This window comes from Paraburkholderia phenazinium (assembly GCF_900100735.1).
Taxonomy (GTDB): Bacteria; Pseudomonadota; Gammaproteobacteria; order Burkholderiales; family Burkholderiaceae; genus Paraburkholderia; species Paraburkholderia phenazinia.
Genome location: NZ_FNCJ01000019.1, coordinates 1 through 25943, shown reverse-complemented (window position 1 = coordinate 25943; position 25943 = coordinate 1). Strand labels below are relative to the sequence as shown.

General features: G+C 60.8%; 19 protein-coding genes. 6 read left to right on the top strand and 13 right to left on the bottom strand.

Annotated elements, in window-relative coordinates; all coding sequences use genetic code 11:
- Window positions 1-57 precede the first annotated feature (57 nt).
- Window positions 58-1350, top strand: a complete 1293-nt coding sequence (locus BLQ92_RS30970; RefSeq protein ID WP_090691260.1) for an MFS transporter — start codon at window positions 58-60, stop codon at window positions 1348-1350.
- Window positions 1351-1382: 32 nt separating this feature from the next.
- Here the strand turns inward: BLQ92_RS30970 and BLQ92_RS30965 are convergent, their stop codons facing one another.
- The 9 genes from BLQ92_RS30965 to BLQ92_RS30930 all read right to left on the bottom strand — a co-directional run bounded on the left by BLQ92_RS30965 (window position 1383) and on the right by BLQ92_RS30930 (window position 16371).
- Entirely contained in the window at window positions 1383-1808 is a 426-nt protein-coding gene (locus tag BLQ92_RS30965; protein ID WP_176072122.1) for a sensor histidine kinase, read from the bottom strand.
- A 21-nt stretch (window positions 1809-1829) separates the two neighbouring features.
- On the bottom strand, window positions 1830-1958 hold the full coding sequence (locus BLQ92_RS41185) for a hypothetical protein (RefSeq protein ID WP_279607921.1): 129 nt from the start codon (window positions 1956-1958) through the stop codon (window positions 1830-1832).
- Window positions 1959-2001: 43 nt separating this feature from the next.
- Window positions 2002-2298 carry an H-NS histone family protein gene (locus BLQ92_RS30960; RefSeq protein WP_090691254.1) on the bottom strand — a complete coding sequence of 99 codons (297 nt, stop codon included), beginning with the start codon at window positions 2296-2298 and terminating at the stop codon, window positions 2002-2004.
- Window positions 2299-2603: 305 nt separating this feature from the next.
- Complete coding sequence (locus tag BLQ92_RS30955; RefSeq protein WP_090691251.1) at window positions 2604-2900, bottom strand: hypothetical protein; 297 nt, start codon at window positions 2898-2900, stop codon at window positions 2604-2606.
- A gap of 197 nt (window positions 2901-3097) precedes the next feature.
- Window positions 3098-5302, bottom strand: a complete 2205-nt coding sequence (locus BLQ92_RS30950; protein ID WP_208449357.1) for a putative bifunctional diguanylate cyclase/phosphodiesterase — start codon at window positions 5300-5302, stop codon at window positions 3098-3100.
- A 282-nt stretch (window positions 5303-5584) separates the two neighbouring features.
- Window positions 5585-8326 carry a cellulose synthase subunit BcsC-related outer membrane protein gene (locus BLQ92_RS30945; RefSeq protein WP_244896692.1) on the bottom strand — a complete coding sequence of 914 codons (2742 nt, stop codon included), beginning with the start codon at window positions 8324-8326 and terminating at the stop codon, window positions 5585-5587.
- Window positions 8327-8366: 40 nt separating this feature from the next.
- Entirely contained in the window at window positions 8367-10664 is a 2298-nt protein-coding gene (locus BLQ92_RS30940) for a cellulose biosynthesis cyclic di-GMP-binding regulatory protein BcsB (protein ID WP_090691242.1), read from the bottom strand.
- Complete coding sequence (gene bcsA, locus BLQ92_RS30935; protein ID WP_090691239.1) at window positions 10661-13024, bottom strand: UDP-forming cellulose synthase catalytic subunit; 2364 nt, start codon at window positions 13022-13024, stop codon at window positions 10661-10663. Before bcsA ends, BLQ92_RS30940 begins: the two co-directional genes overlap by 4 nt.
- 260 nt (window positions 13025-13284) lie before the next feature.
- On the bottom strand, window positions 13285-16371 hold the full coding sequence (locus BLQ92_RS30930; RefSeq protein ID WP_090691237.1) for a ligand-binding sensor domain-containing diguanylate cyclase: 3087 nt from the start codon (window positions 16369-16371) through the stop codon (window positions 13285-13287).
- Window positions 16372-16862: 491 nt separating this feature from the next.
- On the opposite strand from BLQ92_RS30930, the gene BLQ92_RS40855 reads away from it, so the two are divergent.
- The 3 genes from BLQ92_RS40855 to BLQ92_RS30915 are packed head-to-tail and all read left to right on the top strand — an operon-like array spanning window position 16863 to window position 18353.
- Complete coding sequence (locus BLQ92_RS40855; RefSeq protein ID WP_244896691.1) at window positions 16863-17684, top strand: hypothetical protein; 822 nt, start codon at window positions 16863-16865, stop codon at window positions 17682-17684.
- A 37-nt stretch (window positions 17685-17721) separates the two neighbouring features.
- On the top strand, window positions 17722-17961 hold the full coding sequence (locus BLQ92_RS40850; protein WP_244896690.1) for a hypothetical protein: 240 nt from the start codon (window positions 17722-17724) through the stop codon (window positions 17959-17961).
- Window positions 17916-18353: an EAL domain-containing protein gene (locus BLQ92_RS30915; RefSeq protein ID WP_090691227.1), complete on the top strand. Its 438-nt coding sequence runs from the start codon at window positions 17916-17918 to the stop codon at window positions 18351-18353. The genes BLQ92_RS40850 and BLQ92_RS30915 overlap by 46 nt, the downstream gene beginning before the upstream one ends.
- Before the next feature lie 260 nt (window positions 18354-18613).
- On the opposite strand, the gene BLQ92_RS30910 is transcribed toward BLQ92_RS30915, so the two are convergent.
- Window positions 18614-18916, bottom strand: a complete 303-nt coding sequence (locus tag BLQ92_RS30910; RefSeq protein WP_090691224.1) for a flagellar transcriptional regulator FlhD — start codon at window positions 18914-18916, stop codon at window positions 18614-18616.
- A gap of 363 nt (window positions 18917-19279) precedes the next feature.
- Between BLQ92_RS30910 and BLQ92_RS30905 the strand changes: the two genes are divergently transcribed.
- Complete coding sequence (locus BLQ92_RS30905; RefSeq protein ID WP_090691221.1) at window positions 19280-19588, top strand: hypothetical protein; 309 nt, start codon at window positions 19280-19282, stop codon at window positions 19586-19588.
- 95 nt (window positions 19589-19683) lie between these two features.
- Here BLQ92_RS30905 and BLQ92_RS30900 read toward each other — a convergent pair whose 3' ends face one another.
- Both BLQ92_RS30900 and BLQ92_RS30895 read right to left on the bottom strand, forming a co-directional pair.
- Entirely contained in the window at window positions 19684-21504 is a 1821-nt protein-coding gene (locus BLQ92_RS30900; protein ID WP_090691218.1) for a bifunctional protein-serine/threonine kinase/phosphatase, read from the bottom strand.
- Entirely contained in the window at window positions 21501-22934 is a 1434-nt protein-coding gene (locus BLQ92_RS30895; protein ID WP_090691215.1) for an APC family permease, read from the bottom strand. Before BLQ92_RS30895 ends, BLQ92_RS30900 begins: the two co-directional genes overlap by 4 nt.
- Window positions 22935-23574: 640 nt before the next feature.
- On the opposite strand from BLQ92_RS30895, the gene mreB reads away from it, so the two are divergent.
- The gene (gene mreB, locus BLQ92_RS30890; protein ID WP_090691212.1) at window positions 23575-24615 is read left to right on the top strand and encodes a rod shape-determining protein; all 1041 of its coding nucleotides are present in this window, start codon (window positions 23575-23577) and stop codon (window positions 24613-24615) included.
- Between the two features lie 174 nt (window positions 24616-24789).
- Here mreB and BLQ92_RS30885 read toward each other — a convergent pair.
- Window positions 24790-25943, bottom strand: a 1154-nt coding sequence (locus BLQ92_RS30885; RefSeq protein ID WP_143016704.1) for a PAS domain-containing sensor histidine kinase, incomplete at its 5' end; no start/stop codon positions are given.

Here is a 25943-nt window from a genome sequence, read left to right as displayed (position 1 = left end):
GCACAAGCCTCGCGTGACCCGAACCGTCACGCGAAACCTGAGCCCAAGGGAACCCCCATGTCAGCCGAGCCCATAGTGCAATCCGCCGTATCGCCCGTTGCCACGCCGGCGTCCCAAACCAGGATCGTCGTGGCCGCGGTCTTCGGCAATCTGCTCGAGTTCTTCGACTTCACCGTCTACAGCTTCTTTGCACTGACGATCGCGAAGCTGTTCTTCCCTGCGCACGATCCCGTGGTCTCTACCCTGCTCGCGCTGTCCGCCTTCGCGATCGGGTTCGTCGCGCGCCCCGTGGGCGGTTTCGTGCTCGGGCATTACGCGGACAAGCACGGCCGCCGCGCGGCGCTCACGCTGACGATCTTTCTGATGGCAGTGGGTTCCGCGATGATTGGTCTCGCGCCCGGCTACGCGACAATCGGCCTCGCCGCACCCGCGTTGATCGTGTTCGCACGCCTGCTGCAAGGTTTCGCGCAGGGCGGGGAGTTTGGCGCCGCGACTGCTACCTTGCTGGAGACGGGTTCGGCCAGGGGCCGCGGCTTTCGGGCGAGCTGGCAACTCGCGAGCCAGGGTGCCGCCGCGCTGCTCGGGTCCGGTATGGCCGCGCTGCTCAACTACCAGCTCACCAACACGCAACTCCTCGACTGGGGATGGCGCGTGCCGTTTCTGGCCGGAGTCCTGATTATGCCGGTCGGTGTGTATCTGCGCCGGCATATCGTTGAAGAGCCACCTACGGCCAGCAAGACGAAGGGTTCGAGCCTTGAGCCAGCCCTCCTGCGGAAATGGTTTCTGACTGTATTCGCGATCATGGGCATGACGGTCGCGACTTACGTGCTGATGTACTACATCCCGACCTACTCCATCCAGTATCTGAAGCTGCCGGCGAAGCTTTCAATGCTGGTGTCGATCGGTGCGGCGTGTGTCTCGCTGGTCTTGTGTCCGGTCTGGGGCGCCCTCTCGGACAAGATGCAGAGGCGCAAGCCGCTCACCATCATTGGCCGCGTCGTGTTGATTGCTTTGCTGTACCCGGCCTTCTGGCTAATGAACCATTTTCCGGAGCTGCCGGTTGTTTTCGGCCTGATCGTTCTGCTGATGATTTTCTACACGATGGGATCGGCGCCGGCGTACTCATTGATGCCCGAGAATTTCCCGAAACACGTGCGCGCCGGCTATCTGGCGAGCGCTTATGCAGTCGCAGTGTCAGTCTTTGGTGGCACGGCGCAACTTGTCGTTGCCTGGCTCATCAAGGCAACGGGTAATACCATGGCCCCAGCCTGGTACATGATCGTCTGCGTCATCGTTTCACTGATCGCAGTGTCGATGCTCGAAGAAACCGGTGGCCACGAGTTGAGGTGACTGGCAGTTCGTCTGGGTCCGCGCCACAAGTTCTAAGCGGAATCTACGTCTTCGGGGGGCTGCATGCCTCCCGGAATCGGGATACGCACCCGCACCAATGCACCGCGTCCCCGTTTGCTCACGACGTCCATCTCACCGCCGGCCCTCAGGGTGCGCTCACGCGTGCCGACAAGGCCAAACGTATTCGGTTTGCGCATGTTCTGCACATCGAACCCGATACCATTGTCCTTGATCTCGAGAGCGAATGCTTCCGGTTCACAGCGAAACACCGCGTCGACGCGTTTGGCGTTCGAATGCCGCGCGGCATTCGTCAGCGATTCCTGGACAATCCGGAAGATCACGACAGCCTGCTCGTCGGTCATCTCGACTTCGCTCTGTGGCACCTGAAGATTGCAGCGCATTCCGGTGTGCCGCGTGAAATTCGCCGTCAGCCTTTCGAGCGCCGGAATCAGGCCCATGTCGAGCATCGTAGGCCGCAACTAAGCAGACACGTCGCGCGTACTCTGGATGAGCGTGTCGACAAGCGCGAGCATGTGGGCCGTCGCCTCGCCCAACTGGCCTCCTTCGTCGGCAAACCGGATGTCCAGCAACGTGATGGCCTGGCGCATCGTTGACCGCCTTGAATCCGTCGAGGTCAACGAACATCGCCGTCTAACCATTGATAAGAAACCGGTCGCGGTCCTTGCCCTTGATCCAGTCCGGTATCCGGCCGTGTCCAGACCATGTCCGGCCTGTTTTCGGATCTTGATACTTCGGTGCGGCAGCGGGCTTTGCGGCATTAACGGGGCGACCGCGCTTGCGGGGAAAAAGGTCCTTCTCTGTAAGACCGTATTCCATTACCTTCACTCGAATTTCGGAAATAACGCCTTGAAGTTCGAGCGCTCGAGCAGCTTCAGCTTTCTGGGTGAGCAGTGCAAGCTGCTCTCGAAGAGCTTTGTAGGTTGCCATGGTGCCTTTGCGTTCAGGTTGATAGTAATGATGCGATAGGTCGACGCGGAGGTATTTAAGGATGTCCGAACCTCAGGTACACGAGAACCGCGAGCGCAATAAAAATCGCGATTGCTCCTGGCCAGGCGTTGTAGAAGTCCTTTATCGTTTTCCCACAGGCCGGGCAGACCAGCCTCTCCGGCTTGGTGCCCTTTCTGTTCAACTCGAGTCTCGGAGCGACATCTCTTCTGCAACGATTGCATCGAAAACGGATTTGATTTGGCATGCCTATTTATGCCGGTTCAGGATTCATTGACGAAGAGCCGCTATGAATGAATCTCACCGCTAGCGTTCAATATGGCAAGGAACAGATTGGTCTGTTCCAGCAGCGTTGAGCGATATTCGCCAGGAACGGGTATGTCGTCCATGAGCGACAGCGTATCTTCAATTCCGTCTCGAAACAGCTTTGTGATCTCGACGCATTGAGCCAACGTGAGCTTTGGCAGCGTGACATCAAGGAGTACGCTCATGACCGCAACCCTTGCACCGAAACGGGCAAGGGTGTCGCCATTCGACGTGAGGAAGGTATTGAGTGATTTCAGCAGTGCGTCGGTGTTGTTCAAAATCGAGACTCCTTAGAATGTTTCCCTGCCGACACTGTACGCACGATGTGCAATACGAGTTTACGACAACGCTCCAAGTCTTCTAAAGGCCGATTGATGTAGGCTTTTCCTGAATTTTTTGTCGGGAAATGCGTGCTCATTCGATCCTGCAATCGGTCACGGCAGCGACGCAAAAAACTGTGTGCCAGGTCGTAATTTCACGTCGACGCGCCCGCGAGATGGCTACGGCCTGACGCAAGCAGGACATCAAACGTCTCACGCGGCATCGGCTTTCCAAACAGGTAACCTTGTGCCAACTGGCACCCCTGTGTCACCAGGAAGTTTGCCTGTTCTGACGTTTCCACCCCTTCCGCCACTGATTCCAGGTGCAGGGCTCCTGCGATGGAAAGTATCGCCTTCACGAGTTCGCGCTTTTCGCGTCGCTCTGAAATATCCTTGACGAATGAGCGGTCGATCTTGACTTGCCCTACGGGGAAGCGGTGCAGATAGCTCAATGCCGAGTAACCGGTGCCGAAGTCATCGATAGAGATGGAAAGCCCCATGCCGCGCAACTCGGACAGCATGGCGTTCACTTCATGACTGTCTTCGAGCAGCAGGCTTTCGGTGATCTCCAATTCCAGCCATTCCGCCTTGCAGCCGGTTTCCGCCAGGATGCAGCGTAGCGATCCGGCAAGGTCGTTGCGGATGAACTGGCGTGTAGAAAGATTCACCGCCATACGCAGCGGAATCTCCTGCGTGCTATTCCACTGCGCCACCGTCGCGCAGGCAGTTCGCAATACCCACTGGCCGATATCCACGATGAGCCCGGAGTCTTCGGCGATCCGAATGAACTGGTCCGGCATCATCATCCCGTGACCGGAACGAACCCAGCGTATCAGCGCTTCCGCTCCGGTCACGCGCCCCGATGCCAACTCGACTTGTGGCTGGTAATACAGCACCAGTTCGCCGTTCTTTTGGGCTCCGCGCAAGGCGGACCCAATCTCCATGCGCTCCTGGGAGTGCTCGGTCAATTCTCGTGTGTAGAACTGGAAATTGTTACGCCCGAGTCTCTTGGCGCGGTACATGGCAGAGTCAGCATACCTGTACAGAACGTCACCCTCGTTGCTATCGTCTGGATACAGTGCAATACCAATGCTGACTGTCACGAACAACTCCCGGCCGCCTACGACGAACTGCCTCGCGAACTCATCCATGATCTTTCTCGCAGTGTTTCCCAGTTCGTCGACCGTTCGCGCATCCGGCAGCAATACGGCGAATTCATCGCCGCCCAGGCGCGCCACCGTGCAGTACACGGACACGCAATCCTGCATACGTGCGGCCGCCTCGCATAGCAGGCGGTCACCTGCACCGTGCCCCAGCGTATCGTTGACCTCCTTGAAGTTGTCGAGATCCAGCAGCATCACGCCGAAGCGGATTCCATGACGTGTGGTATCGGCGATTGTCTTGGCTATACGATCGGAGAACAATTCCCGGTTCGGCAGTCCGGTAAGGCTGTCGAAAAAAGCGTGATGCCGGATCTTCTGACGATACTGGTCGATTTCAGTAATGTCGCGGCCCACCGACAGCACATGTGCCACACAACCCGCGCGATCGAATTCCGGCGTCACGCGGATATGCGAGCAGAACTCCGCGTCGTCTTGCTGCCAGTGCAGCTCGAAGTCCCGCTCCACCCCTTGATCGAACACCTGACGAAGGACGTTTTCGTATTCCGGTGCGGTATCGCCGCCCGGGAACTGGACGGGTGTTGTGCCAAGAATACGTGCCATGTCCCCGCCTAGGGCGCTCACCATTCGCGGGTTGACGTATACACGGCGGCAGTTGCGATCGTATCGGGCAATGGTGTCCGGCGAGTTCTCCACCAAGGTACGGAACTCCTGCTCCCGCTTATACAGTGCCTCTTGTGCCTGCTTACGATCAGTGATGTCGCGGACCATGCAGGTGCTGAACTTTGCACCTGATAGTTCGAATTGGGATGAGCTGATCTCAACCGGAAAAATGCGCCCGTCGCTTGCCCGATGGCGCGTCTCAAAGATGGTCTGCATACCGTCCGCAGACCCGCCCTTCATTTCCATCATCATCTCGGGCGTAATGTCCGGATCGATGTCAAATGGAGTCATGCCCAGTAGCTCGTCCCGGCTGTATCCGAGCAACCGGCAAGCGGCGTCATTGACGTAAATGAACGTCAGTTGCTCGTCGATAACGTAGATCGCCTCATGCGACAGGTTGACGGCGCGATCGAGCAACGCCATCCGGTGCTGCAGGTACTTGCATTCGGAGATGTCCACCTCGTCATGAGGATTCGAGATCGCGCGCAACAGGTAGATCGACATGCCCACCACAACCAGAAAGCCAAGACCCTCCAGGGCGAGCGAAAACACGTTCGTGGCATAGATCGCGCTCATGTTTGAGCCTAATCTGGACAGCCACGTCATTCCCGACAATCCGATGATGGTCATGAGCGTTAAGCACACGCTTAGCGTGACAACGATCTTGAACCTGATTGTGCGTACATAGCGGCTCACGTCGTGCCCTTCGAAGAATCGATGTCGATGTTCTTGGTATTCGCGAGCTGAGAGTCAAAATCCCACTCACCTTCTATAGGTTGTATACGGCAATTGGAAAGGATGACTGGAGCAAAAACCCAGTAAGCGGGATCTGATTTTTGTGTAGGGGCATCCTTAGCCCTAGTTATGGTTGTCGTCGAGCTGCAGGTAAAAGTCGCGCGTGTTGTGCGGCAGGTCGCGGCTGAAGACGGCCCCGCGCGGCTCGAAGAAATACCGTAGAAACGCAAGTGCAGCAAACTGCTTGTCGCGGCCCGGTGTGACGTTCGCATCCGCGAGTGCGCCAACCTGCCAGTGCGGCGCGAGCTTTATTGTTGCTGCAAGCTGTGCGTGCCCGTATGGACCCCGGTCGTGACTGCCAGCACAGGTGAGTCCTGCTGCTGCGGTGGCGTTTTCGCTGCCCACCTCATTGGCGATGTCGGTCGGCAAGCCGAGCGGGAAGCAGCTCTCCGTATCTTGAAGGGTGGTGTTCCAGCCCGCTTCGAGACTTCCCAGCCATTGCCACGTGCGGCCTTCTTCAGATAGCCATTGCAGCGCGACGCCCATGCTCAGCGACGATTGGGGACTGTAGTAACCACCTTGGCCAAAACTATAGAAGTTCTCGTTCCGTCGATACGAGAGGTAGTGCAACGTCGGCCCTGTAGTGAAGTAGTCGAAGCCTGGCACGCGCCAGTCGTAACCACCCGAAATATCGGCGGACATACCTTCGTTACCTATGACGTTCGGGCCCGTCAGCCACTGCGCTTCCGCCGCCGTATTGATGCTCCAGCGAGGCGCAACCTGCCAGTGTATCTGCGCACCCTGCTCTTCCCGACGCACAGCGCCCCATTTCACATCGTCCAATTCCATGCCTCGCCACGACAATAGCGAATCCCGCACAGGCATGAGTCCAGCATAGATTGACCACGTGCCCCATGGCGCTCGTTGTCCGATGTTCCCCAGGACATTGGGCTGGAATCCAGTTGGCCAGCCTTGCGTCGCGCCGAGCGATAGACTCCAGTCGAATGGCGACAAGGTACCCACGCGAAAAGTGTTGGCGACCATGAACTGGAGCTCCTCGGCGCGCGCAGAGCCTCCCAGCGATTGACTTTGCGCGGCCGCTTCCCATTTCTGGAAGACTGGGTCGTTCCGGAGCGCAGCGAAGTTACTGCTATTGAGAAGCCCCGCCAATCCCGGCACCGTCTGATCAAGAGAAGTCGTTCCGGCATCCATATACAACTGCCGATACCGCAGCTCAAACTGCGCGGTGTTATCGATCCACTCGCCCCGCATCTCAGGCGCAATCGTATCGAGCCCTCCCTGGCCGGATGTCCCGATGTGATGCGCCCGGGTGAGCCCGCCGGAGACTGACGCCGCGTCGATGCCGCTCAGGTCGGCGGGAACGTAACGCATGACTCTCTGGCTGTCATCGGCCTCGGCGAGCGCCTCGCGCAAGGTTACCCGCGAGGCGACAAACTCCTTGCGATAGTAGAGCTGCTGCGCATCCAGTGCATACAGGTAAGAATTGACCAGCCGATCGTCTCCCGAAGCAGCGCCGCGACGCGGTACCGCACCGCGATGCGTCGCCCGCAAGGCGAGCGCCAGGCCCTCAGCGCTGTCGTCGCTGTGATCCCGGTTGTATTGGGCGCGAAACAGCGCAGCCGCCTCTGCATACCGGCCCAGCGCATAAAGATCCCAGCCACGCAGCATGTCGCTCGCTGCGGCCGGCAGACCTTCGCTTGCCGCGGTATCGAGCAGTTGCAAGCTTTCGCGGTAATGGCGTCGTTCGTAAGCTGCCGACGCGCACGCAAGCGCGATCTGCGCACGCGCTTTTCGGGCACGCGGCTCGTCCTGCAATGACTGCTCGTCGAGCAATGCCTGGGCACCATCGAGGTCGCGTTGTTCGATTCGCACCTGAGCGAGGCCGAGCGTCGCGTCCGTGTCCGCCGGCGCGAAGCCGAGCGCGAGGCTGAACCAGTCGTCCGCGTCATCCACATGATGATGCGCAAGCTCGATCCATCCGGCCAGCGCGGCCGCCGACGCGTCGCGATACGCGTGAATCGATGGCGCGAGCGCCGCGAGTTGCTTTGCGGCGTCAGCCGAGTCGGGTGGCAGCGCGCCGAGCGCCGCGATGTCGCGCAGGTAACGCAGGCGCTGAAAGGCGCTCTCGCCCTCTTCGTCGCGTCGGCCTTGCGACGCTTCCAGCTCGATCAGTGCGTCGGCTTGCGCAGACGGCAATTCGTGCTCGGCACGGTAGAGCGTCGCGATACGGTTCTTGCTGGGCTCGCATGCAGGAATCAAGCTGCGGTAGAGCGGGTAAATCTCATCCACGTAACCAGTGCGCGCAAACACATCTGCCGCCTTCCAGACACGATCGATGTGCGCGCAACCGAATGCTTCCGGCAGGCGCGCAATCAGCAAACTCAGCGCTGCTGGTTCGCCGTTCAGCGCCGCGGCGATATCCGCTTCCTGCTGGCGGCGCGCACGCTCGGCCGCGAGCGCCAGCGGCGGCGTCCACGCGGGAAAATCATGCGTGATCGAGACGAGGTTGCGATCATATTCGGCGAGCCGGTTCTCGTGCAGCAGACGCCACAGAGGACGTTCATCGGGCACGCTTGCCACATTTACACTGTCCGCGTCATCGGCGGCATCCGTGCCTGTATGCGCAGCCGCCGGTTTAACGGAAGGCGCGGGGGGAACCAGCAGATTCTGCTGCTCCGTACGGGCAACACGCGCCTGCACGGGCGCATCGGCCGCACTGCCCAGACTTCGTTGCGCGTCCCGCCGCACGGTCATCGTGTCTGCACCGGCTGGATTCGTGTTCGCCGTGCCGCTCCTTTCGACGTCGAGCAGATTGTCCTGCGCAGCCCACAATGGGCCCGACATCGTCATGCACCAGCACAGCGCGCAACACAACCGGGCCGCGTTATTGATCCGCGTCACGGTGCCGGTTCCGGTGGTGGCGTTGCAGCAGCAATGCGGTCGATGTCGCGAACACCGCAAGCAGCAGGATCAGCACTGCGTAGCCAAACCACGGATGCTGGGACAGCACGAAACCAAGATGGTCCCAAGTGCGGAGCGTACCCGTTTCGTAGGTGTCGCCTACCCGGCTCGTCCATAGCCCAGCGTGCTCGAAGCTCAGCAGCGCGACATCGCCGTCGAGGTCGGTCCAGTACTCCGACGCGACCAGTCGCGTAACACCCAGCAGCAATTCGGGCGTGGTGCGGGAGGTGAGCACAGTGACCGTGCCGGAGAGTTTGCCCGCGCCTTTACCGCGATACTGCATGACGAGCAAGCGGTCCGACAGACGCGCGTCGCCACGCAGCGTAACGCTTGCCGGTGCGGTATCAGCGGGGGTTCCGAACCAACTGTCCCAGTGTTGCACGAACCAGTTTCCGCCCGGCTGTTCAGGGGCGAGCCCGCCGTCCGCAATACGGATGGCGTGTCCCGGCGACCACGGCGCATCCTGGAGTTCCGGCGGCGGCAACGCCGCCGCGGCGCCGATCAGAATCGTGTCCCGGCCTGGCGCGGGTTCGCCGTAGGTGACCTGAGCATCCGTGAGCGGTGCCATTTGGGTTTGTGCAAGCCGGGCCAGCAGCGTCCATGCGGCCGCGATGGTGTCGTTGTCATGCGATGCCACCCGCACGGCGAGCACTGCACCGTCAGGCTGTACGGTGTACGGAAAGCCGCTGTCGGCAAGGCGCTTGAGGTCCGGCAAGGTGGTGAAGTGCGACGCGGGCGGTAGCGTCAGAGTTGAATCGTCGAACACGGTGAGTACGAGATTCCCCGCTGAACGCAGTGCGCACCGGTCGGTGACCAGCGGTACAAGCACCGGCCGCAAAGATAGCGTATTGGCGCCTGGCTTGAAGTCGCGCAAGGGAATGGTGACGCGATAGCGCCGCATGACCGCACCCTGTTGCTGATCAAGCGCGATCACCTGTTCGAATCGTCCGTTCAGGAAGATGTTGAGTACCGAGTCCTCGCGCATCTTCGCGCCCTCGGTAAAGTTCATGTCCAGGTTCACGCGTGCGTCTTCGGGCGCATAGATGTCGGCCGGCAGCCGTATCTCCATGTCGGCGTGCTCGCCGGGACCCAACGTGCGGCTAGTGAGACCGAGTTGACGGAAGGTATGCGGCGCCGTTCCCGACACCGTCCGGTTTGCCGACCACGCAGGCATGGCCGATTCGTCGAGCTCGCGGATCAACATCTCATCACGATGGGGCAAGCGCAGCTCGCGATGGGCGAACGCCCGCGCCGCACGGTTGACCTCGCTGTCGTCACGGCCGCTGACGACGAGCACGAAGTGCCGTGCGTCCCCCGGCTTCGGGTAGATGCCGAGAAAGCCGCTCTGGATGCGCTCCGCAATCTGCGGATCGAGTTCGCCGCGCAAGGCGTCGCGTGTGCCGATGAGCAGGACGTCCGCACCCGCGAGCGAGGCGAGCGTGAAGCCGGGCAACATGCCCTCGCCCGCGCCGCGCTGTGCGTCGAGTACGCGCAATGCCGGATCCAGATAGCGCAAGCGCAGTGCGATCCCTTGCGCGAGCAGACCGCCACTAGCAAGCTGCGGATCGCTATCCGGATGCGCTGCGTTCACGATGTCCAGCGGACGCGCGGACCACTGCTTGGGATCGATCAGCTCGTCGAGATCGGCGAGGGTCGGTGTGAGAGGTTTGAGTTCCGTCTGCAACTGCAGCGTCGATGCGCTGGTGTCAATCTCGGTCCACAGTTCGGGTGAATCCGGGTCTTCACAGTTTTCTGTCGTGTGCTGGGCCACCGCAAAGGTCAACGTGTTGTATCCGGGGCGCAGCAGGTCAGCCGGGATGCGGATATCGGCGGTCGCCTCGGGCTGCCGCGACGATAGTTGCAACTGCGCAACGGTGCGGCCGTTGATACGCACGGCAAGCTGCGAGCGATCGGTAAGCAGCGAAATCGAATTCGTTACGACCAGATGCAGTGTGGCCGCCAGCACCTGTTCGCGAGCGGAGACCGGCACGCTCATGGAACTGGACGCTGCAGCGCCGGCAAGACGCAGCACGCCGGAAAGATTGGCCAGCGTAGCAAGCGAGACTGGCGCGGCTTTCGCGGCAACCACCTGGGCGTCTGCGGGCCCGGCGACAGTCTGGTTCGTTGGGTGGGCAGCGGCGAAGGCGGCGCCGGGGACAAGCAAGGCCAGTGCGCAATACACCGCACGGACGATGGCACGGGAAGTCGACGAAGTACTCATGAGTCTGCTTTGGAGAAAAAACCGAATGAAGCGATCGCGCGTGATGCCATGCGCCGTGGCAGCGCTGCATAGCGCAACATGCCGCGGAAGAAACCGCGGTAATGGCTGAACGCGTGCACGGTGCCAAGACTCGCGACGATCCCGAGGCTACGGACAATGCCCACGCGCCGGTTGCGGCTCTCGCGGAAGTCACGCCAGCGGCCGCTGTCGCCGAATACGAGCGCAACCTGTTCCGATCGGCCGGACACGCTTTCGTCAGCGAATTGGGCGCCCACCGTCAGCGCGCCGTCGAGCCCCGGAAACGCGTTGCGGACCATGAGCGGCACATGGCTGACGCGCCCCAATGCGACGTTGAAAATTTCGAGCGTCGCCGCGCAGTTGCGCGGAACACTTGCTTGTGCGCTCGCCGGGATCACGAGTCTCAGGCCGCCCGCGGACATGTCGACAACGCGGCACGCGAATGTTGTCAGTGCCCCAGCTTCGGCAATGGTAGACGGCACATGCAGTGCTGCTTCGAGATCGGCCGGCACACGCGGCACGGCACGCCGTTGCTTGCGCTCGTACAGCACGCCGATGCACGCGTTGAGCAGGACCAGATTCAGCGCGCTCCAACCGAGCGACGCCACGATCACGTCACGGTGAGGGCTACCGTGCAGAAGTTTCCAGATTCCGGCAACGGTGCCGAGCAGGACGAGCAGGTAGACCAGATAGAACGGGCCGGCCAGTTCGGAGATGGTGTCTTCCTCGATCCGCTCGCCCTTGGGCGTTACCTTGAAGGCGGGCGCGCGCGGATTGACCATGACCGACACCACCGCGCGCAGCGAGAACATCGACTGCAGCAGTTCGTATACCTCGGAGATCAGCGTCCAGCGATAGCGGCCAAACAGGAAATCGGAGGCGAGAATCGCCGCGATCATTTGTGGCAAGCCATACGCGAAGAACTGGGGAATGGTGGCGTTATAGAACTGCAGTCCGAACACCAGGTACATTACCGGTGCGAATACGAATACAAGGCGCGCGTAACAGAAGAACCAGAAAAATGCATTCGAAAAGTAGCAAATCCGCTGCGCGAGCGTGAGTCCTTTGAGACGTAACGGATTGCGCAACAGGAATAGCTGGATCATGCCCTGCGCCCAGCGCACCCGCTGCACAATGAAGCTCGAAAATGTTTCGGGCTGCAGACCGGAAATCAGCGCCTCGTTCACGTAAGTGCTGCTGTAGCCGCGTGCGTGCAGTGTCAGGGCCGTTTCGGCGTCTTCCGTAATCGAGGTGCCGGCGATGCCGCCGATCTCCTCGAGGTAGCAGCGCCTCAGCACCGCCGCGGAGCCGCAGAAAAACGAGGCATTCCAGAAATCGAGACCGCGTTGCACGACGGAGTAGAACATTTCGTTTTCCGGCGGCATCTTGCCGAACATGCCGAGATTCTTTTCGAGCGGATCGGGATTGATGAAAAAGTGAGGCGTCTGCACGAGATACAGTTTCTCGTCCCGCTGAAAATGACCGACTGTTTTCTCGAGAAAATCGGCGGTAGGCACGTGGTCCGCGTCGAAGATCACAATCAGGTCACCGTTCGTGCGGGTCAATGCGGCGTTGATGTTGCCCGCTTTCGCGTGCTCGTTGCGCTCGCGCGAGAGGTAAAGGCCGCCATGGCATTCAACCATCTGTTTCAATGCCTGCACCCGCGCGTGAGCGTCGGCGGCTTTCCCCGCGTCCGTCTGGTTCAGCTTCTGCTGCGTGCCGCCGTCGTCGAGCAGATAAACGCTCAGAAGATCACGGGGATAGCGCATGTCGAGCGCCGCCCGTAGCGTGATTTCCAGCATGTCGGGGGGTTCGTTGTAGGTCGGGATGAATACGTCGACACGCGGCAACGCACCTGGCGTGCGGATCAGCGGCACGGGCGCGCGTTGCAACGGGTGGCTGTTGACGAAGAGGCCAAGCATGGCCACCACGATTCCATACAGCTCGGCGACGTACAGGAGCAGCGCGAAGATGAAGTCGGCTAGCCCGTTGTAGCCTAGCGTCTCGGTCGTGCGCCAGAAGAGATAACGGAAGGTCAGGAACGCCGAGCAGGCGAGAAAGAACAACCGGGTGCGCTCCAGTTTGGCCGCGTGCCGAAGCAGGAGCATAGCGCCGAGCACGGCGAAAGAGAGACAGAATTGAGCGCTCAAGTCAAACTTGACGGTAGCCAGCACGGCGAGCGCTGCCAGTGAGCCAGCCCAGACGCCTGCAATCGCGCCCCCGGGTAACGCTGCGAGTGGCAACGCGTCGACTAGCCGCGCGATTGCGTTTTCGCGCTTTTCTTTGGCAGCAGTGGGAGACAGCACCTCGTCGACAACCGGCGCGTCAGTGACTTCACTCATATCTGAACTTTGTCGTGTGACGCCAAACGCGCGAACGGCGATGCGTCGTGAAGCGGCTCGAAAATAAATTGAAAGACTTTCGACTAAAGGGATATCGGCGTTGTGATGAGAATATTTAGCCTGCCTTAACTATTTTTTACATTCTTAAGACCAGGCTTTCGAATCAATTTGTTATGAATATTGAGTATATTCCTAACGCAATATAAGGATATCCTTATCTATCTATAAGGATATCGGCACATATGGCGGACTCAACCATGTCATCGTGAAGACCCATCCACTTCAAAAGGCGCTCCGGCCCAGCGCCAGGCGCCGCGGCCTGCCTCTTTTGCCGCGTAGAGCGCCACGTCCGCGGCCTTGTACAGCGCCGTGGCATCCCGTGCGTCCTGCGGGCACTGCGCGACACCAATGCTCGCCCTAACCTCTAACGATAGGCTGCGGTATGGAATCGGCTGGGCAAACATGGCGATGATTCGTTCGCACACTGCGGCCACGGCCTCGCGGTCGCCCGGCTGGCTGAGCAGCACCGCGAACTCGTCGCCGCCAAGACGCGAGACGAGATCGACCTCGCGCGTCGTCAGGCGCAGGCGCGAGCCCACAGCCTTCAGTACCGCGTCGCCGGCGTCATGACCATAGGCGTCGTTGATCGGCTTGAAGCGGTCGAGGTCGACCAGCACAAGCGCGAAGTCCGTGCCTCGACGCGCCTGCTCCACCAGGTGCTGCAGATCGTCATTGAAATGCCGCCGATTCGCGAGGCCCGTCAATCCGTCGAAGTAAGCCAACTGCTCAAGCCGCTGTTCGCTAGCCTGCAATTCCGCCGTGCGGCGCACAAGTTCATCTGACCGCTGCTGGAGTTCCTGGGTCCGCTGCGCGATCAGGGTCTCCAACGCCGCGGCACGGCCACGTAGTAGCCGCGTGCGCACTTGCATCAGCATGCCGAAGAGCGCCAGCAGCAGCGCTGCCATGATCACGCGAAAGAAAATCGTCTCGTACCAGGCCGGCACGACGCGGATCGGCAGATTCGCCGACGCCGACCACTCGCCTGCACGGTTCGACGCCCGCACCTGCAGCGTGTAGTTGCCGGGCGGCACGTTCGTGTAGTGGGCGATGCGCAGGTCGGCGGGTGAGTCAGTCCATGCGTCCTCCAGCCCGGCCAGGCGGTAGGCGTAGCGCGTGCGTTCGGGGGAGGTGTAGTCGAGCAGAGCAAAGGTGACCTGCACCGTGCGTTGCGAAGCGCCGAGCGTGATTCCGGACGGCGATATCGGCCGCCCATCCTGATCCGTGAGCACGATGGGGGCCTTGTAGGGCGAGGGGTGGAATTCGCCGGGGTGCACGACCGTCAACCCGCTGCCGCCAAACAGCAGATCGCCTTCCGGCGTGGCGCCGGCCGACAAAGTCCAGTACGGGAGCAGCCCGACCCCATCGGCCTCTTGCAGCAGCGTGGTGGTCAGCGTGTTGCTGTCGATGCGCAGGATGCCGCTGTCGGTGCTCACCCATGCGTTGCCCTGCGCGTCGAGCAACAGGGCGTTCGCGGCGTTGTTCCGCAGACCCTGCTCGTGACCGACGCGATGCACTCGCACAGCCGCTCCCCGCGCGCCCGGTTCGACCACGCGCACCCCGGCACCGTAGAACGCGACCCACAGCCGGCCACGCCTGTCCTGAACTACAGAGGTAACCCGGCTGCCTGGCAAGCCGACCCGCTCCGGGTCTTCCGGCCAAGGTCGCTCGAGGCGGCGGGTTGCTGGCCAGTAACGCACCAGACCTGTCGACGTTCCCACCCAAAGCGATCCGTCTTCGAGGCCGCTAACCGTCATGATGTCCGCGCTTTCCAGACCTGGAACGCTTTGCGCCGCGGCGCCTTGTGCGGACAGGTCGACGTAGCTCAGTCCGTTCGTCCCCCCAATCCAGAGCCTGTCGCCGATCAAACGTATGGCCCTGACCAATGCAGTCGGCGGCCGGCCGGGAAACTCCATCCGCTCGACGCTGCGGGCGCCGTCGCGCGTCCGGTACAGACCCTTTGCGGTGCCGATATAGACGCTGCCGTTCGGCCCTTCTGCCATCGAATACACGGCGGCCTTGGGAAGCGTCATGCGCGAAACGCCATCCTGGGCCGCCAGGAGCCGGCCGCGCTCGCGGTTTGGCAGAACGATCTCGACACCGCCGTTGCTACCACCGAGCCAGACGCTGTCGTCAGGCCGCACCAGCATCGCGGTAACCCCCGCTTGCGTGCCGCCGAGCAGGTAACCATCGTTGCCGTACCAGGTGGATATCGCCCGCTGCGTAGGATCGATCGAGTCGAACAGATTCGGTCCAACGGCCCAGACGAGACCACTGCGGTCGCGCAGCAGCGCTGGCACATCGTCCTTGGCCAGGCTGCCGAGCAACCCAGGATCATGGCGTAGGCGCCGCGTCGTCCAGGTTTGGGTATCGACCTGCACGATGCCTTGAGACCACGTGCCGAGCCACACCTGAGCGTCGCCGGCGTCGATGATCGCAGATACCCAGTAGGTCTCGACTCCCTTTCCGTCGGTGCGCTCGCTGTCGCGTACCTGTCGGGCCGTCGTCGTGCCGGGCTCGATCACGAAGGCGCCGTTCGCTTGCGTCCCGACCCAGACACGCCCTGCTCCATCCTCTGCCAGTTTCCACACCTCGACGGCGCCCTGGGTGATGCCGGCCGTCGGCACCGGCTGAAAGGCCTGGGCAACGGTGCGTAGCACGTAGACTCCTTCCGCCGTGCCAACCCATAGGTTGCCGTAGCGATCGACGAGGAGGGCGTTGACGCGGCGAGCCGGCAGGCCTGGCGGGATGCCCCCCTCGGCTTGATGCCGCACCTTGCCGGTAGCGAAGTTCAGCCGGTCTAATCCGGCGGCTGTGCCTACCCACAGGCCGTCCGCACCGTCGGCGGCGAGCGCAAACACGCTTGGGCTGCTCAAGCCCTGGGGACCCGCGCCGAGCGTCCAGAAGATCCCGGTTGCCTTGTCGAGCCGCGCCAGGCCGCCGCTATCGGTCCCTACCCAGAGGCGGCCTTCGCGGTCCTCATGCAGCGCGTTGACGCAAGACGAGGGCAAGCTGCCGGGCACGCCGGGGTTGGCAACGTAGCCGTGGAAGTGATAGCCGTCCCAACTGGCGAGACCGGTCTGCGATGCGATCCAGATCAGGCCTTCCCGATCCTGCAGCATTGCTGTGGGCACGATGTCGCCGGGCAGCTCAACGTGGCGAAAAATGGGCGTCGCGCCGACGTACCAGGCATCGGCGGCATCGGCGGTCGGCATGGCCACCGCCAGAAACACCAGAGGCACGAGAAAGCAGCGTAGGATCTGCCGCCACCAGGACTTCCATTTCGCCATTGCACTCTGTTCCCGGTAGGTCGTTCGTTCGCAGCGACGTCCGAGTGCGTCGCATTCATACCAAGCTATCCAGAGTGAATATCGGCAAGCAGAATAACTACTTTAGGTTTCCTCATAAACGTATGAAGTAATGCGATCGTTCATTTACAGCCACCCATTGAGGTCTTCCCGATAAATTATTAAGGACATTCCCGCTGGCTCACGACCTGCGGGCGGGCGTTCGGGTCTCTCATCACGCCATGAGTTAGACTTCCTTAGATTTATATATAGAGAATATCCCCACGAAAAATTCAGCAAATCCCTACACAATTCCCGCCTCAAACATCGAAGCGTATTGCCGCATACCCATGTAGCTGATCTGTAATCTGTATATTGACCTTCGGTCTTTTGGCCCTACGGGATCACGGATCTTCCATAGAGACAACATGGGCAACTTTGTACATATGAAGCGTCGGGATGCGTGGCCTCGCCTTCGATCCAGTCGACCGGCCATGCGATTGGTGCTTTGGCTCGGGGTCGTCAGGGATGCGTTCGTGACCTTGATGCCCCTGACCTTCTTCGGCCTGGGCGCCGTGCTGCTGCAGACCCTGCCTTGGGATGCCTATCAGCATGCAATGGCCGCGCTCGGGGCAAAGAGCTGGCACGAGCGCCTGAACCTGATCGTACTGGCCACGCACGGCGTCATGGGGCGGGCGTTGGCCCCGCTCATTGCCGCTCACCTCGTGCGCCGCCTGCCCTCGATGTCAGCCGATGGCATGGACGTGTCCCCAGTCACAGCGGCACTGTCGGCGCTCATCAACTTCATGCTTTTCGTGTTTGCCCAGCCGGTCTCCAGCGATAGCTTTGGGCGCAACGCCATGCTCCGCGGCATCGTGGTGGGCATCGCGTCGGCCGAGCTGCTGCGGCAGATGATGCGCGTACGCTGGTTCGCACCGGCGCGCGTGCCTTATGACGTCGAGTCCAGCTTCTACTTCGGAATCCGGCTCACTCTGCCTGTCATGGCGTCAGGCCTGGTCATGCGTGCCGGCCGTTTTCAACATCAACGAATTGCTCATGTACGGCCTGCCGATCGTGCTGAATTCGCTCTACCTGATCCCTTTCATCTGCGTGCCGCTGGTGCTCTGCCTGCTTACGCTCGCTGCGGTGGAGAGCGGCTGGCTGACGCTTCACCCCGTGGCCCTGATGTGGACGACTCCGCCGCTACTCTCCGGGTGGATGCTCACGGACTCGTGGCGGGGCGTGTTCCTGCAACTGCGCGAGATCTGCCTGAGCACGGCGCTGTATCTACCGTTCGTTCGCAGGGCGGAGGCTGAACGCAAGAAACGCGAGGCCGAAGCGGCTCACGTGATCATGCAGACGATTCTCTGCAATCCACCGGCACGCGCGCCTCTGATCCGGCGCCACGACGAAGTCGGTCACATGGCGCGCGGGCTGCTCTCGGGCCTTCGGGACGGCTTGAACCACGGCTGCCAGGCATTGAGCCTGGTCTACCAGCCCATGCATGATCGTGAAGGCCGCGTCGCGGGCGTGGAGGCGCTGTTGCGATGGCATCATGCACGGTACGGCGCCCTTCGCCGCTTGTCGCGGTGACCTTGGCCGAAGACAGCGTTGTCGAAGAGACGTTGAGACAACTCGCAACGGCCGGCGTGCGTCTTTCGATGGATGATTTTGGCATGGGACACTCGTCCCTGCTGTACATGCAGCGCTTTCCGGTGTCGTCGATCAAGCTGGACGGCTCTCTCACGCGCGCGGTGCTGACCAACAGCATCACCGCGAATGTCATCCGCACGATTACGGCCTTGGGCCGCTCGCGGAACGTGAAGGTCGTGGCTGAATTCGTGGAAACCGCTGCGCAACGCGGCGCGCTCGTCGAGCTGGGTTGCGACATCTTCCAGGGCTACTTCCATAGCACGCCGCTGTCCGAGCAGGCTTGTCTGGATCACTTCAGGCAGCACGGGCAGCAAGCCGCCCTTCACTGCTAAGGATGGTTTGACTACGACGCTCGGCACGATCACTGAGCGTGCCGCTCGGCCCAACCTTGCGGTGTGCCTACGGCTGCCGGTGCATTACCGGGCGAAGCCCAAGGAAGCTGTACTTTCATGCCATATCTCCCTCGTCGAATACCTGGGTCAGCTCGATGCCGAAGGGTTGCCACCATACCAAACCGCCTGGCCGGTTTTTTATGATTTGATCACGCCAGAAGATTGGTGGGCCGAGAAGACCGGGAAGAAATCGCTTCGGCTCAAGCGGATTGCACGACCGGCTCGTACGTCGACGCCCGCGCCGTGACAGCGCTCCCAACCTGACTGTGCGTCAGCGCGGACAGCACTGTGTGATCATGAAAGCGAAACGAGCTAAGTATCTGCGACACAGAGGCGAGCCTCGCGATCTCTTTGAGCGAAAGCCCCACCAGAAGGTCGGCCACCTCCGACGACACACCGATACTGCTCATCCCCGTGGCTTTGTCTTCTATAAGCAGGCGCTGGATCAGCAGAAGATAGGAGAGGTTCATCTCGCGTATCAAGCGGTGCGTGTCGCGTCCCATCTCAACCACCTCCCGTGATACCGGCCGGATCGTTTTTGCTGTCGGCCAGAGTTGGCGCTTACCCTGGTCCCATGCAACATGGTTGCTGTAAAGGCACGGCGTAGCGAACGAACGTAACGAGCGTCGCCGTCAGTCAATACTAGACGCGCTGTTTGCGCCTCGCCGTCAGGACTCCCAGAAATTGGGTTAGGCCGACGCGGAATTTTTTGTAAGGAACTCCCTAGCCGCGTACTGCACTACGCCCCCATGTCCTCAGCAGTCGAACCAACCGTCAAGAATCCCGCGTTTTTGCCGACAAACATGAACAGCCCCGCTTGGCGGACTCCAGGTCGGCCCCAAACATCAGACGTGAGGAAAGCCACGATGACATGGCGCGTGTACACAATGCCCCGGCCGGCCAGCGCCTTCAACTGGATGCCCACGCTCGCCCGCATACGGGAGCTGGTGGAGGCGGACGGCGGCCAGTTTTCGCTCCAGCTCGTCGACGCGGAATACGAGGCTGCGACCGAAGCCGCGAGGGCGTGTGGGTGGGACGGCCAGTTCCTCGAAGGACCGCACGTCTTCACGCTACCGAATGCGGACGCCATGCAGTTCGGTTTGGTGTGGACCCAGCCCGACGAAGCGCTTACGACGTTTGTTGTTTCCCCACGGTCGCTACCCTGGCTCGAATGAGCACGCGGCCATCGAGGCACGTTGACATGGTCCGTTCATCCGCGACTCTCTGCGTCTCTGCGCGTAACCGATCGAACCATTGATCGCGCTCTTACCTATCCACCATGCCGCCCTGCCAGCGAGGCGAGCAGCAGTACCAGCAGGACGAAGGAAACCGTCTGCCAGAACGCCAGGGGGTTGCGCTCGATGAGCCGCTGACGCCGTGGCTTTACCTCACCAGGAGCCGACGCGAAGCGTCGAAGGTCGGCGCATATTTCGAGTACGTCCTGGTAGCGTCGTTTCGGATCAGTCTGGAGCGCCTTCTCGAGTACGACGTCGAGCCATTCGGGAAGATCGGGCCGGTAATGGTGCAGCGGTACGCGCCCATTGAAGCCGTAGGGCAACGGACCGGCGCTAAAGGTGCGGTATAGCGTGACACCGAACGCAAACACCTCCGAGCAGGCATCTCCCAGCGCACCTTTCATCAACTCAGGGGCCATATAGGACGGCGTCCCGGGTGCCGTGTCCGGAGCTGGCGCAAGCACACCCGGCATATACGCAAAGCCGAGATCCAGCAGCCGGATACTGCCGTCGCTCGTGACAAGGACGTTTTCAGGCTTGATATCGCGGTGGAAAATGCTGCGGCGATTCAGCGCATCAATGGCCTGGCCCAGTTGTTCGGCAATGGCAAGACACCGGGTAAGCGAGAGCGGCGCTCGCGTAATCAGCGTCTCGAGTGTCGTGCCGTCGCAGAATGGCATGACAACGTAGAGCCGGGTTTGACGCGCCGCATCGACCGGAAGCGGCATCAGGATGCCTTTGTCGCCGATCTTGCCGGCAAGCCAGCGCTCGCGCACGATCGACAGCCGAACGTTGGCGTCCTGCTCGACGCGCGGCTTGGGGAACTTCAGGACGAGTGGCGTGTGCGGATCGGCAAGATCGTGACCGACGAACAGACGCGAGTAATAGCCGTCACTCAGTACCGAGGTCAGCGCGTAGTCATCGACCACGTCGCCACTGCTCGGAATGGCCGGAATCGGCAATTCGCCGATCACGCGCTCAAGATAGCCAAAGTCGAGCGCAGGAATGCTGAAAACGTCGACCACAACGGCTGAAGCGTCGTCCCGCGAGCCGCGCTCGCGGGCCAGCTGCACCAGTCTGCTCGCCCCTGTTGCGGGATTCGTCCCGGACGACAGGACTGCCCGCAGCTCACGTCCAGGCAGGCGGCGATATAGCCCATCGGAACACAGAAGCAGGCGGTCGCCTTGCTTCAAGGCCCAATGCTCAACGCGCGTCGCGAGCGTCGCACGGAGGCCGACGGCATGATCGACGTAGGCGCCGAAAGCGACATGCACCGCGTCGTCCTCACCGAGCTGCGAAAGCTGTCCATCGCGCTGCAGGTAAAGGCGCACGTCTCCCGCAGCAATCAACCAGGCTTCTCCACCGCGAACGATAAGCGCAGCAAAGCACGCCGCCATCTGGTTCAGATCGGGGTCCGCGCAGCCGATCTGATACAGCCAACGGTGAATCGCATCCAGCGCCCGCGATGCGGCCACCTCGGGTGCGAGCGTGTCGGGCAACGAATAATAGCCGTCGATAAAACTGCGCACCGCCAGCTCGGCGGCCACGCGCCCGCCCCTGCCCCCGCTCATGCCGTCGGCGAGGACGATCACGCTCCCGCGTGTCGAACGCTGTCCGACTTCGCCGAGCATGACACCCACGTAGTCCTCGTTGGCCGGCTGGCGCCCGCCCTCCGAAATGAAAGCGATCTCGAGTTCCGGGCACTCGCCGCGCTCGGGCTGCAAGCGTATGCAACCGGAGACCCTCGCGTCAAAACCAGCGGCAGCAGGGGCGTCGAGTCCAACCGCTTCGTCGTGACCAGCCGACGGCTGCGCCGGCTGATCGGGCATGCCCTGCGTGGGAGCGGCTTGCGTCATTTGCGGCCGAAAATCTCCGACTCGTTCGCTTCCAGGTCGTGCTCGATCTTGTCGAGAAGCTGGGGCGAACGCTTCTTCAGCATCAACAGCCAGAGGAGACCGAAGGCCATATAGACGACGAAGAGATACGGCAGGAGGTTATAGGGCCATTCGGGAACCGGATAGACACTGCCCACAAACACGCCGATCATCGACACGGCCCCGAGGATGCCGATGATGACATTGGCCAGTTTGAGCTGCCCCTGCTTTTTCAGGTAGATCGGTGCGGACAGCGAGATCAGGAAGTACACCACAATGAAGCCGAAGGTTGCGAACGTGCTGGTATAACCAAAGGTGTTCAGTGCCCCGGTACCGAGCAATGCGATCACCACCACCAGCGAGAGAATCGACGAGAAGGCGACAGCGTAGTGCGGCGTTTGATGCGTGGTGTGAACCATGCCCATCGAGCGGTGCACGAACTGATAGCGGCCCATCGAAAACAGCAGACGGCTCGACGCGTTGATCGAGGCCAGCACGCAGGCGAACGCGCTAAGCGAGGCGATCAGGTAGAACAGCGGCGCCAGCATAGGCACGCCGAAGCCCGTCAGCAGCGTTTGCAGCGGAGCCGTGTCGTTGCCGAGCTTGTTCACATTGCCGCCGTATGCCACCACCATCGCATAGGCCACAAACATGAAGAAGACGCCCGCCAGTATCATGCTCCAGATGACTGCACGCGGAATGGCGCGCAGTGGGTCCTTGGTCTCCTTGCCAAGCGAAGCGGCGCTCTCGAAGCCGACAAACGAGAAGATACCCATCACCATGGCTTCAGCCATACCCTTCGTCGTCGTACCCTGCAGCGAGAGTTGTGCATGGTCGACAATACGTTCGGGATGCTGGCGAAAGGCGAAGAACAGTACGCCGCCAACGATGACGATCGAGGCCCCTTCGATGGCAAGGCTCAGACGCGAGGATAGCTTGACGTCGCGCGCAGCCAGGAACCACACGAGCGCAGCACTGACCACATAGACCACCCAGGTCGGCACATTGATGCCCCACGGCGAGAACGCGTTCTGCACGAAGATGGCCTCTCCGGCGAGCACGCCCATCGCGGTGCCCGTATAGGCTGCAATCAGTCCCCAACCGGCGAAACCGCCTGCGACTGGACCGAGCGAGCGGGAGATGAAAATAAAAAACGACCCCGCCGCCGCAAAGCGGCTGGCCAATACGACAATATTCAGACCTACGAACAAGAGAGCGATCGTCGAGATGCCGTAGATTAACCAGCTACCAAAACCCGCCAATGCCACCAGTGAAACGACGTTGATGGACGGCGTCATGGTCGGCGAAATATTCGCGAGCGACTGGCCAATCGTCTCCATGAAGCCGAGACTCGACGGTCGCAGGTTGGCGGATTGTGCCGAAATAGGTGTGTCTTGCTGCACCGAACTCATGCTGGATTCTCCTGTCGAGGAAGTGAACATAACGACGCAATCTGGAAACCAGGAAACCGCCGCCTCTTCGGTACGCCGCACAACCGCTGCCAGCGCACCCGTTGATACACGCTGCACCTGCTGAACTTGCCGCAGATGAATAAGGTGGTGATTGCATGAGTCAAAGACAAAAATCAGCCCAAATGCGCTGATCCAATTCGGCGGGGCAACGATCCCAATTGGGGCATGCTCGTCTGCCACAGGTGCATCGACATCCCCATCATGGTGCGATAAACATTACTAGCCGCCTAAGCGTTTTCAGGCTAACAGATCAAATTTCCGAATCAAATTTCCAATTGCTCCTTTTTGATTCGTCGCGCGACTCGTGTGCCCGGATCGAGTCAAGCCTGTGCAATCGAAATAAATCTCCTTACTCAAATTTCAGCAAATCCCTACAAAGTTCACTCTTCAGTTGCATCCCGTCTCTACCGTTAATGCGCAGTGTGAATCCGTCTATCGCTGAGGGTTGACAGTCTTTGGTCGAGATGTGAAATGTCGCCGCAACTTTCCCGGGTATTTCGAAGATGCTTGCAGCACCATCCCTTAACACTGATATGCGGGTGTCGAGAACGAATCAATCGCTCTCAATGCCACAACGCGTATGTCGCTAGTAGGTCGCCTGTTAGGCCTGTCATCCTCCAAGTTCGCGCTCGACGCAGGAACCGCAAACACAAGGATCCACATCTGCGGCGCAGGCGTAGTTCTGAATCAGGCATCCGTTCTGTGCATTCATCAACACGATGCGCGAAATACCGGCGCTCGCCCCACGCAGTTGGTGGGCGACGAGGCGAGGAAGATGCTTGGCAGGCTGCCGCAGCACATCGAGGCTATCAAACCCATCAAGGGAGGCGTGATCTCGAACTTCGCCGCGAGCGAGCAAATGATCCGTCAATTTGTGCATCTCGCCCGCGAGGGTCGCCGCCTGATAGGCGCTCCACGCATTACAGTTACCGTGCCTCGTGGAGCAAATCAGGTGGAACGTCGTGCCTTTAAGGAAGCAGTGCACGGAGCCGGCGCGTCCCACGTTGCGCTTTTCGAAAGACCGCTGGCCGCAGCCCTTGGCGCAGGACTGGTCATCTCCGAAGCGAGGGGTTGCATGATCGTCGAGATCGGCGCGGGGACTGCCGAAATAGCCGTGATCGCGCTCGGCAACGTTGTGCGCGGAGTATCCGCGCGGATGGGAGGCGACACGTTTGATCAGGCCATTCTTAACTACGTTCGACGCACGCACGGCTTACTGATTGGTGAGTACACCGCACAAAAAGTGAAACTGGAGATTGGATGCGCAATCGCGCACACGGATGAACGGTTCACGGAGATCACGGGACGTAGTCTTTCAGAGGGCATTCCCCGTTCCAGGATCCTATCGAGCCTTGAGGTGTACGGAGCGTTGTCTGAACCGCTCGATCACCTTGTCACGCTGGTGCGGCGTGTGCTGGAAAGCACGCCACCCGAACTTGCCGCGGATATCGCCGATCGCGGCTTCGTGCTGACCGGCGGGACCGCGTTGTTGCACGGCCTTGATCAGCGTCTGCGTGAGGAGACGGGGCTTCCGGTCGTGGTTGCCGATCAACCGGCGACGTCTGTTGTTCGTGGCACTGGGATCGCCATCGAGACCATGGATTCTCACTTCTTTGCGTAACGCTTGCGCCGGTCATAGAGATTCGCGACTGCCTGTTGACAGGACTGGGCTTAAAAGTCATGAGCCCAGTCTGCTCTATACCGCGAGCCGATTGGTCGCCTACGTTACGAACCCTGCATCAGCGGCGTCACTGCGGCAACCTCTGTATTGAATTTCGCGTAAGGAGAAACTGACTCATGAGAGCGACTCGCTCTCGAGCGGAATGTGAATCGAAACCGAGGTACCCATTCCGGGCGCACTATCTATGAGCAGCGAACCGCCGATCAGGCGGGCCCGCTCGCTCATGCCAAGCACGCCGTATGAATGGCTCTTTCGCACTGCCTCCTGATCGAACCCGCGGCCGTCGTCGCTGACGTGCAAGTCCAGCGCCGTCTCAGTGTGGGTCAGCGTCACATCGGCCCGTGTCGCGCCGGCATGACGCGCAACATTCGTCAGCGACGCCTGCACGATACGGAACACGGCCGTCGCGTGCGCATCCGGCAAAACGGGTTCACGGCCATTGATCCGCAACTGGCAAGGAATGCTATTGCGCCGGCCGAAATCTTCGACTAGCCACTCGAGCGCCGACACGATCCCGAAGTTCAGCGCCGCGGGTCGCAGATGATTCGCCACATTGCGCACCATCCAGATAGTCTTTTCAACGAGCTCGCGCATATCGTCGGTTTTTTTCACGACGTCCGGATCGCCGGAAAGCCGCATCTTCAGCAATGACACATCCATCTTCAGTGCGGTGAGCAACTGGCCCAGTTCGTCGTGAATTTCCATGGCAATGCGCTTTCTTTCCTGCTCCCGGATCGCCTCCATATAGGCGGACACCTCGCGCAACTGTTCGCGCGATTCGAATAGCTCCTGCTCGATACGCTTGCGCTCAGTGATGTCGTTCAGGCCGAGGTAGATTGCCGGCGCATCGTCGTACCTGGCGACGCGCGCCGTCGCCATTGCCCAGAACGTGGTGCCGTCAGGTTTGCGGAAGTGGACCTCAGTGTTGCGAAAACTCCCCTCTTGTCGCAAATGCTCTACCAGCCTGTCGCGCTCAGCGGTGTCCAAATAGAGGTCGAAGACGTTGTTGATTACGCCGTTGCGAGGATCGAGCCCAAACAGCGCACGCAAAGGCTCATTCGTGTAGAAAGTCTCGCCGTATGGCATCGAGATAATGCACAGCGGCACTGGGCTCGCTTCAACAATCGCTCGAAAGCGCACCTCGCTGGACTGCAGTCGTGCTTCGATCTCCCTACGCTGCTCGACCTCGGAGCGCAGGCCTGCATTCGCTCGCGCGAGTTCCTCTTCCACCTTCCTGCGGTCGGTGACGTCGCGGGCAATACCGACTG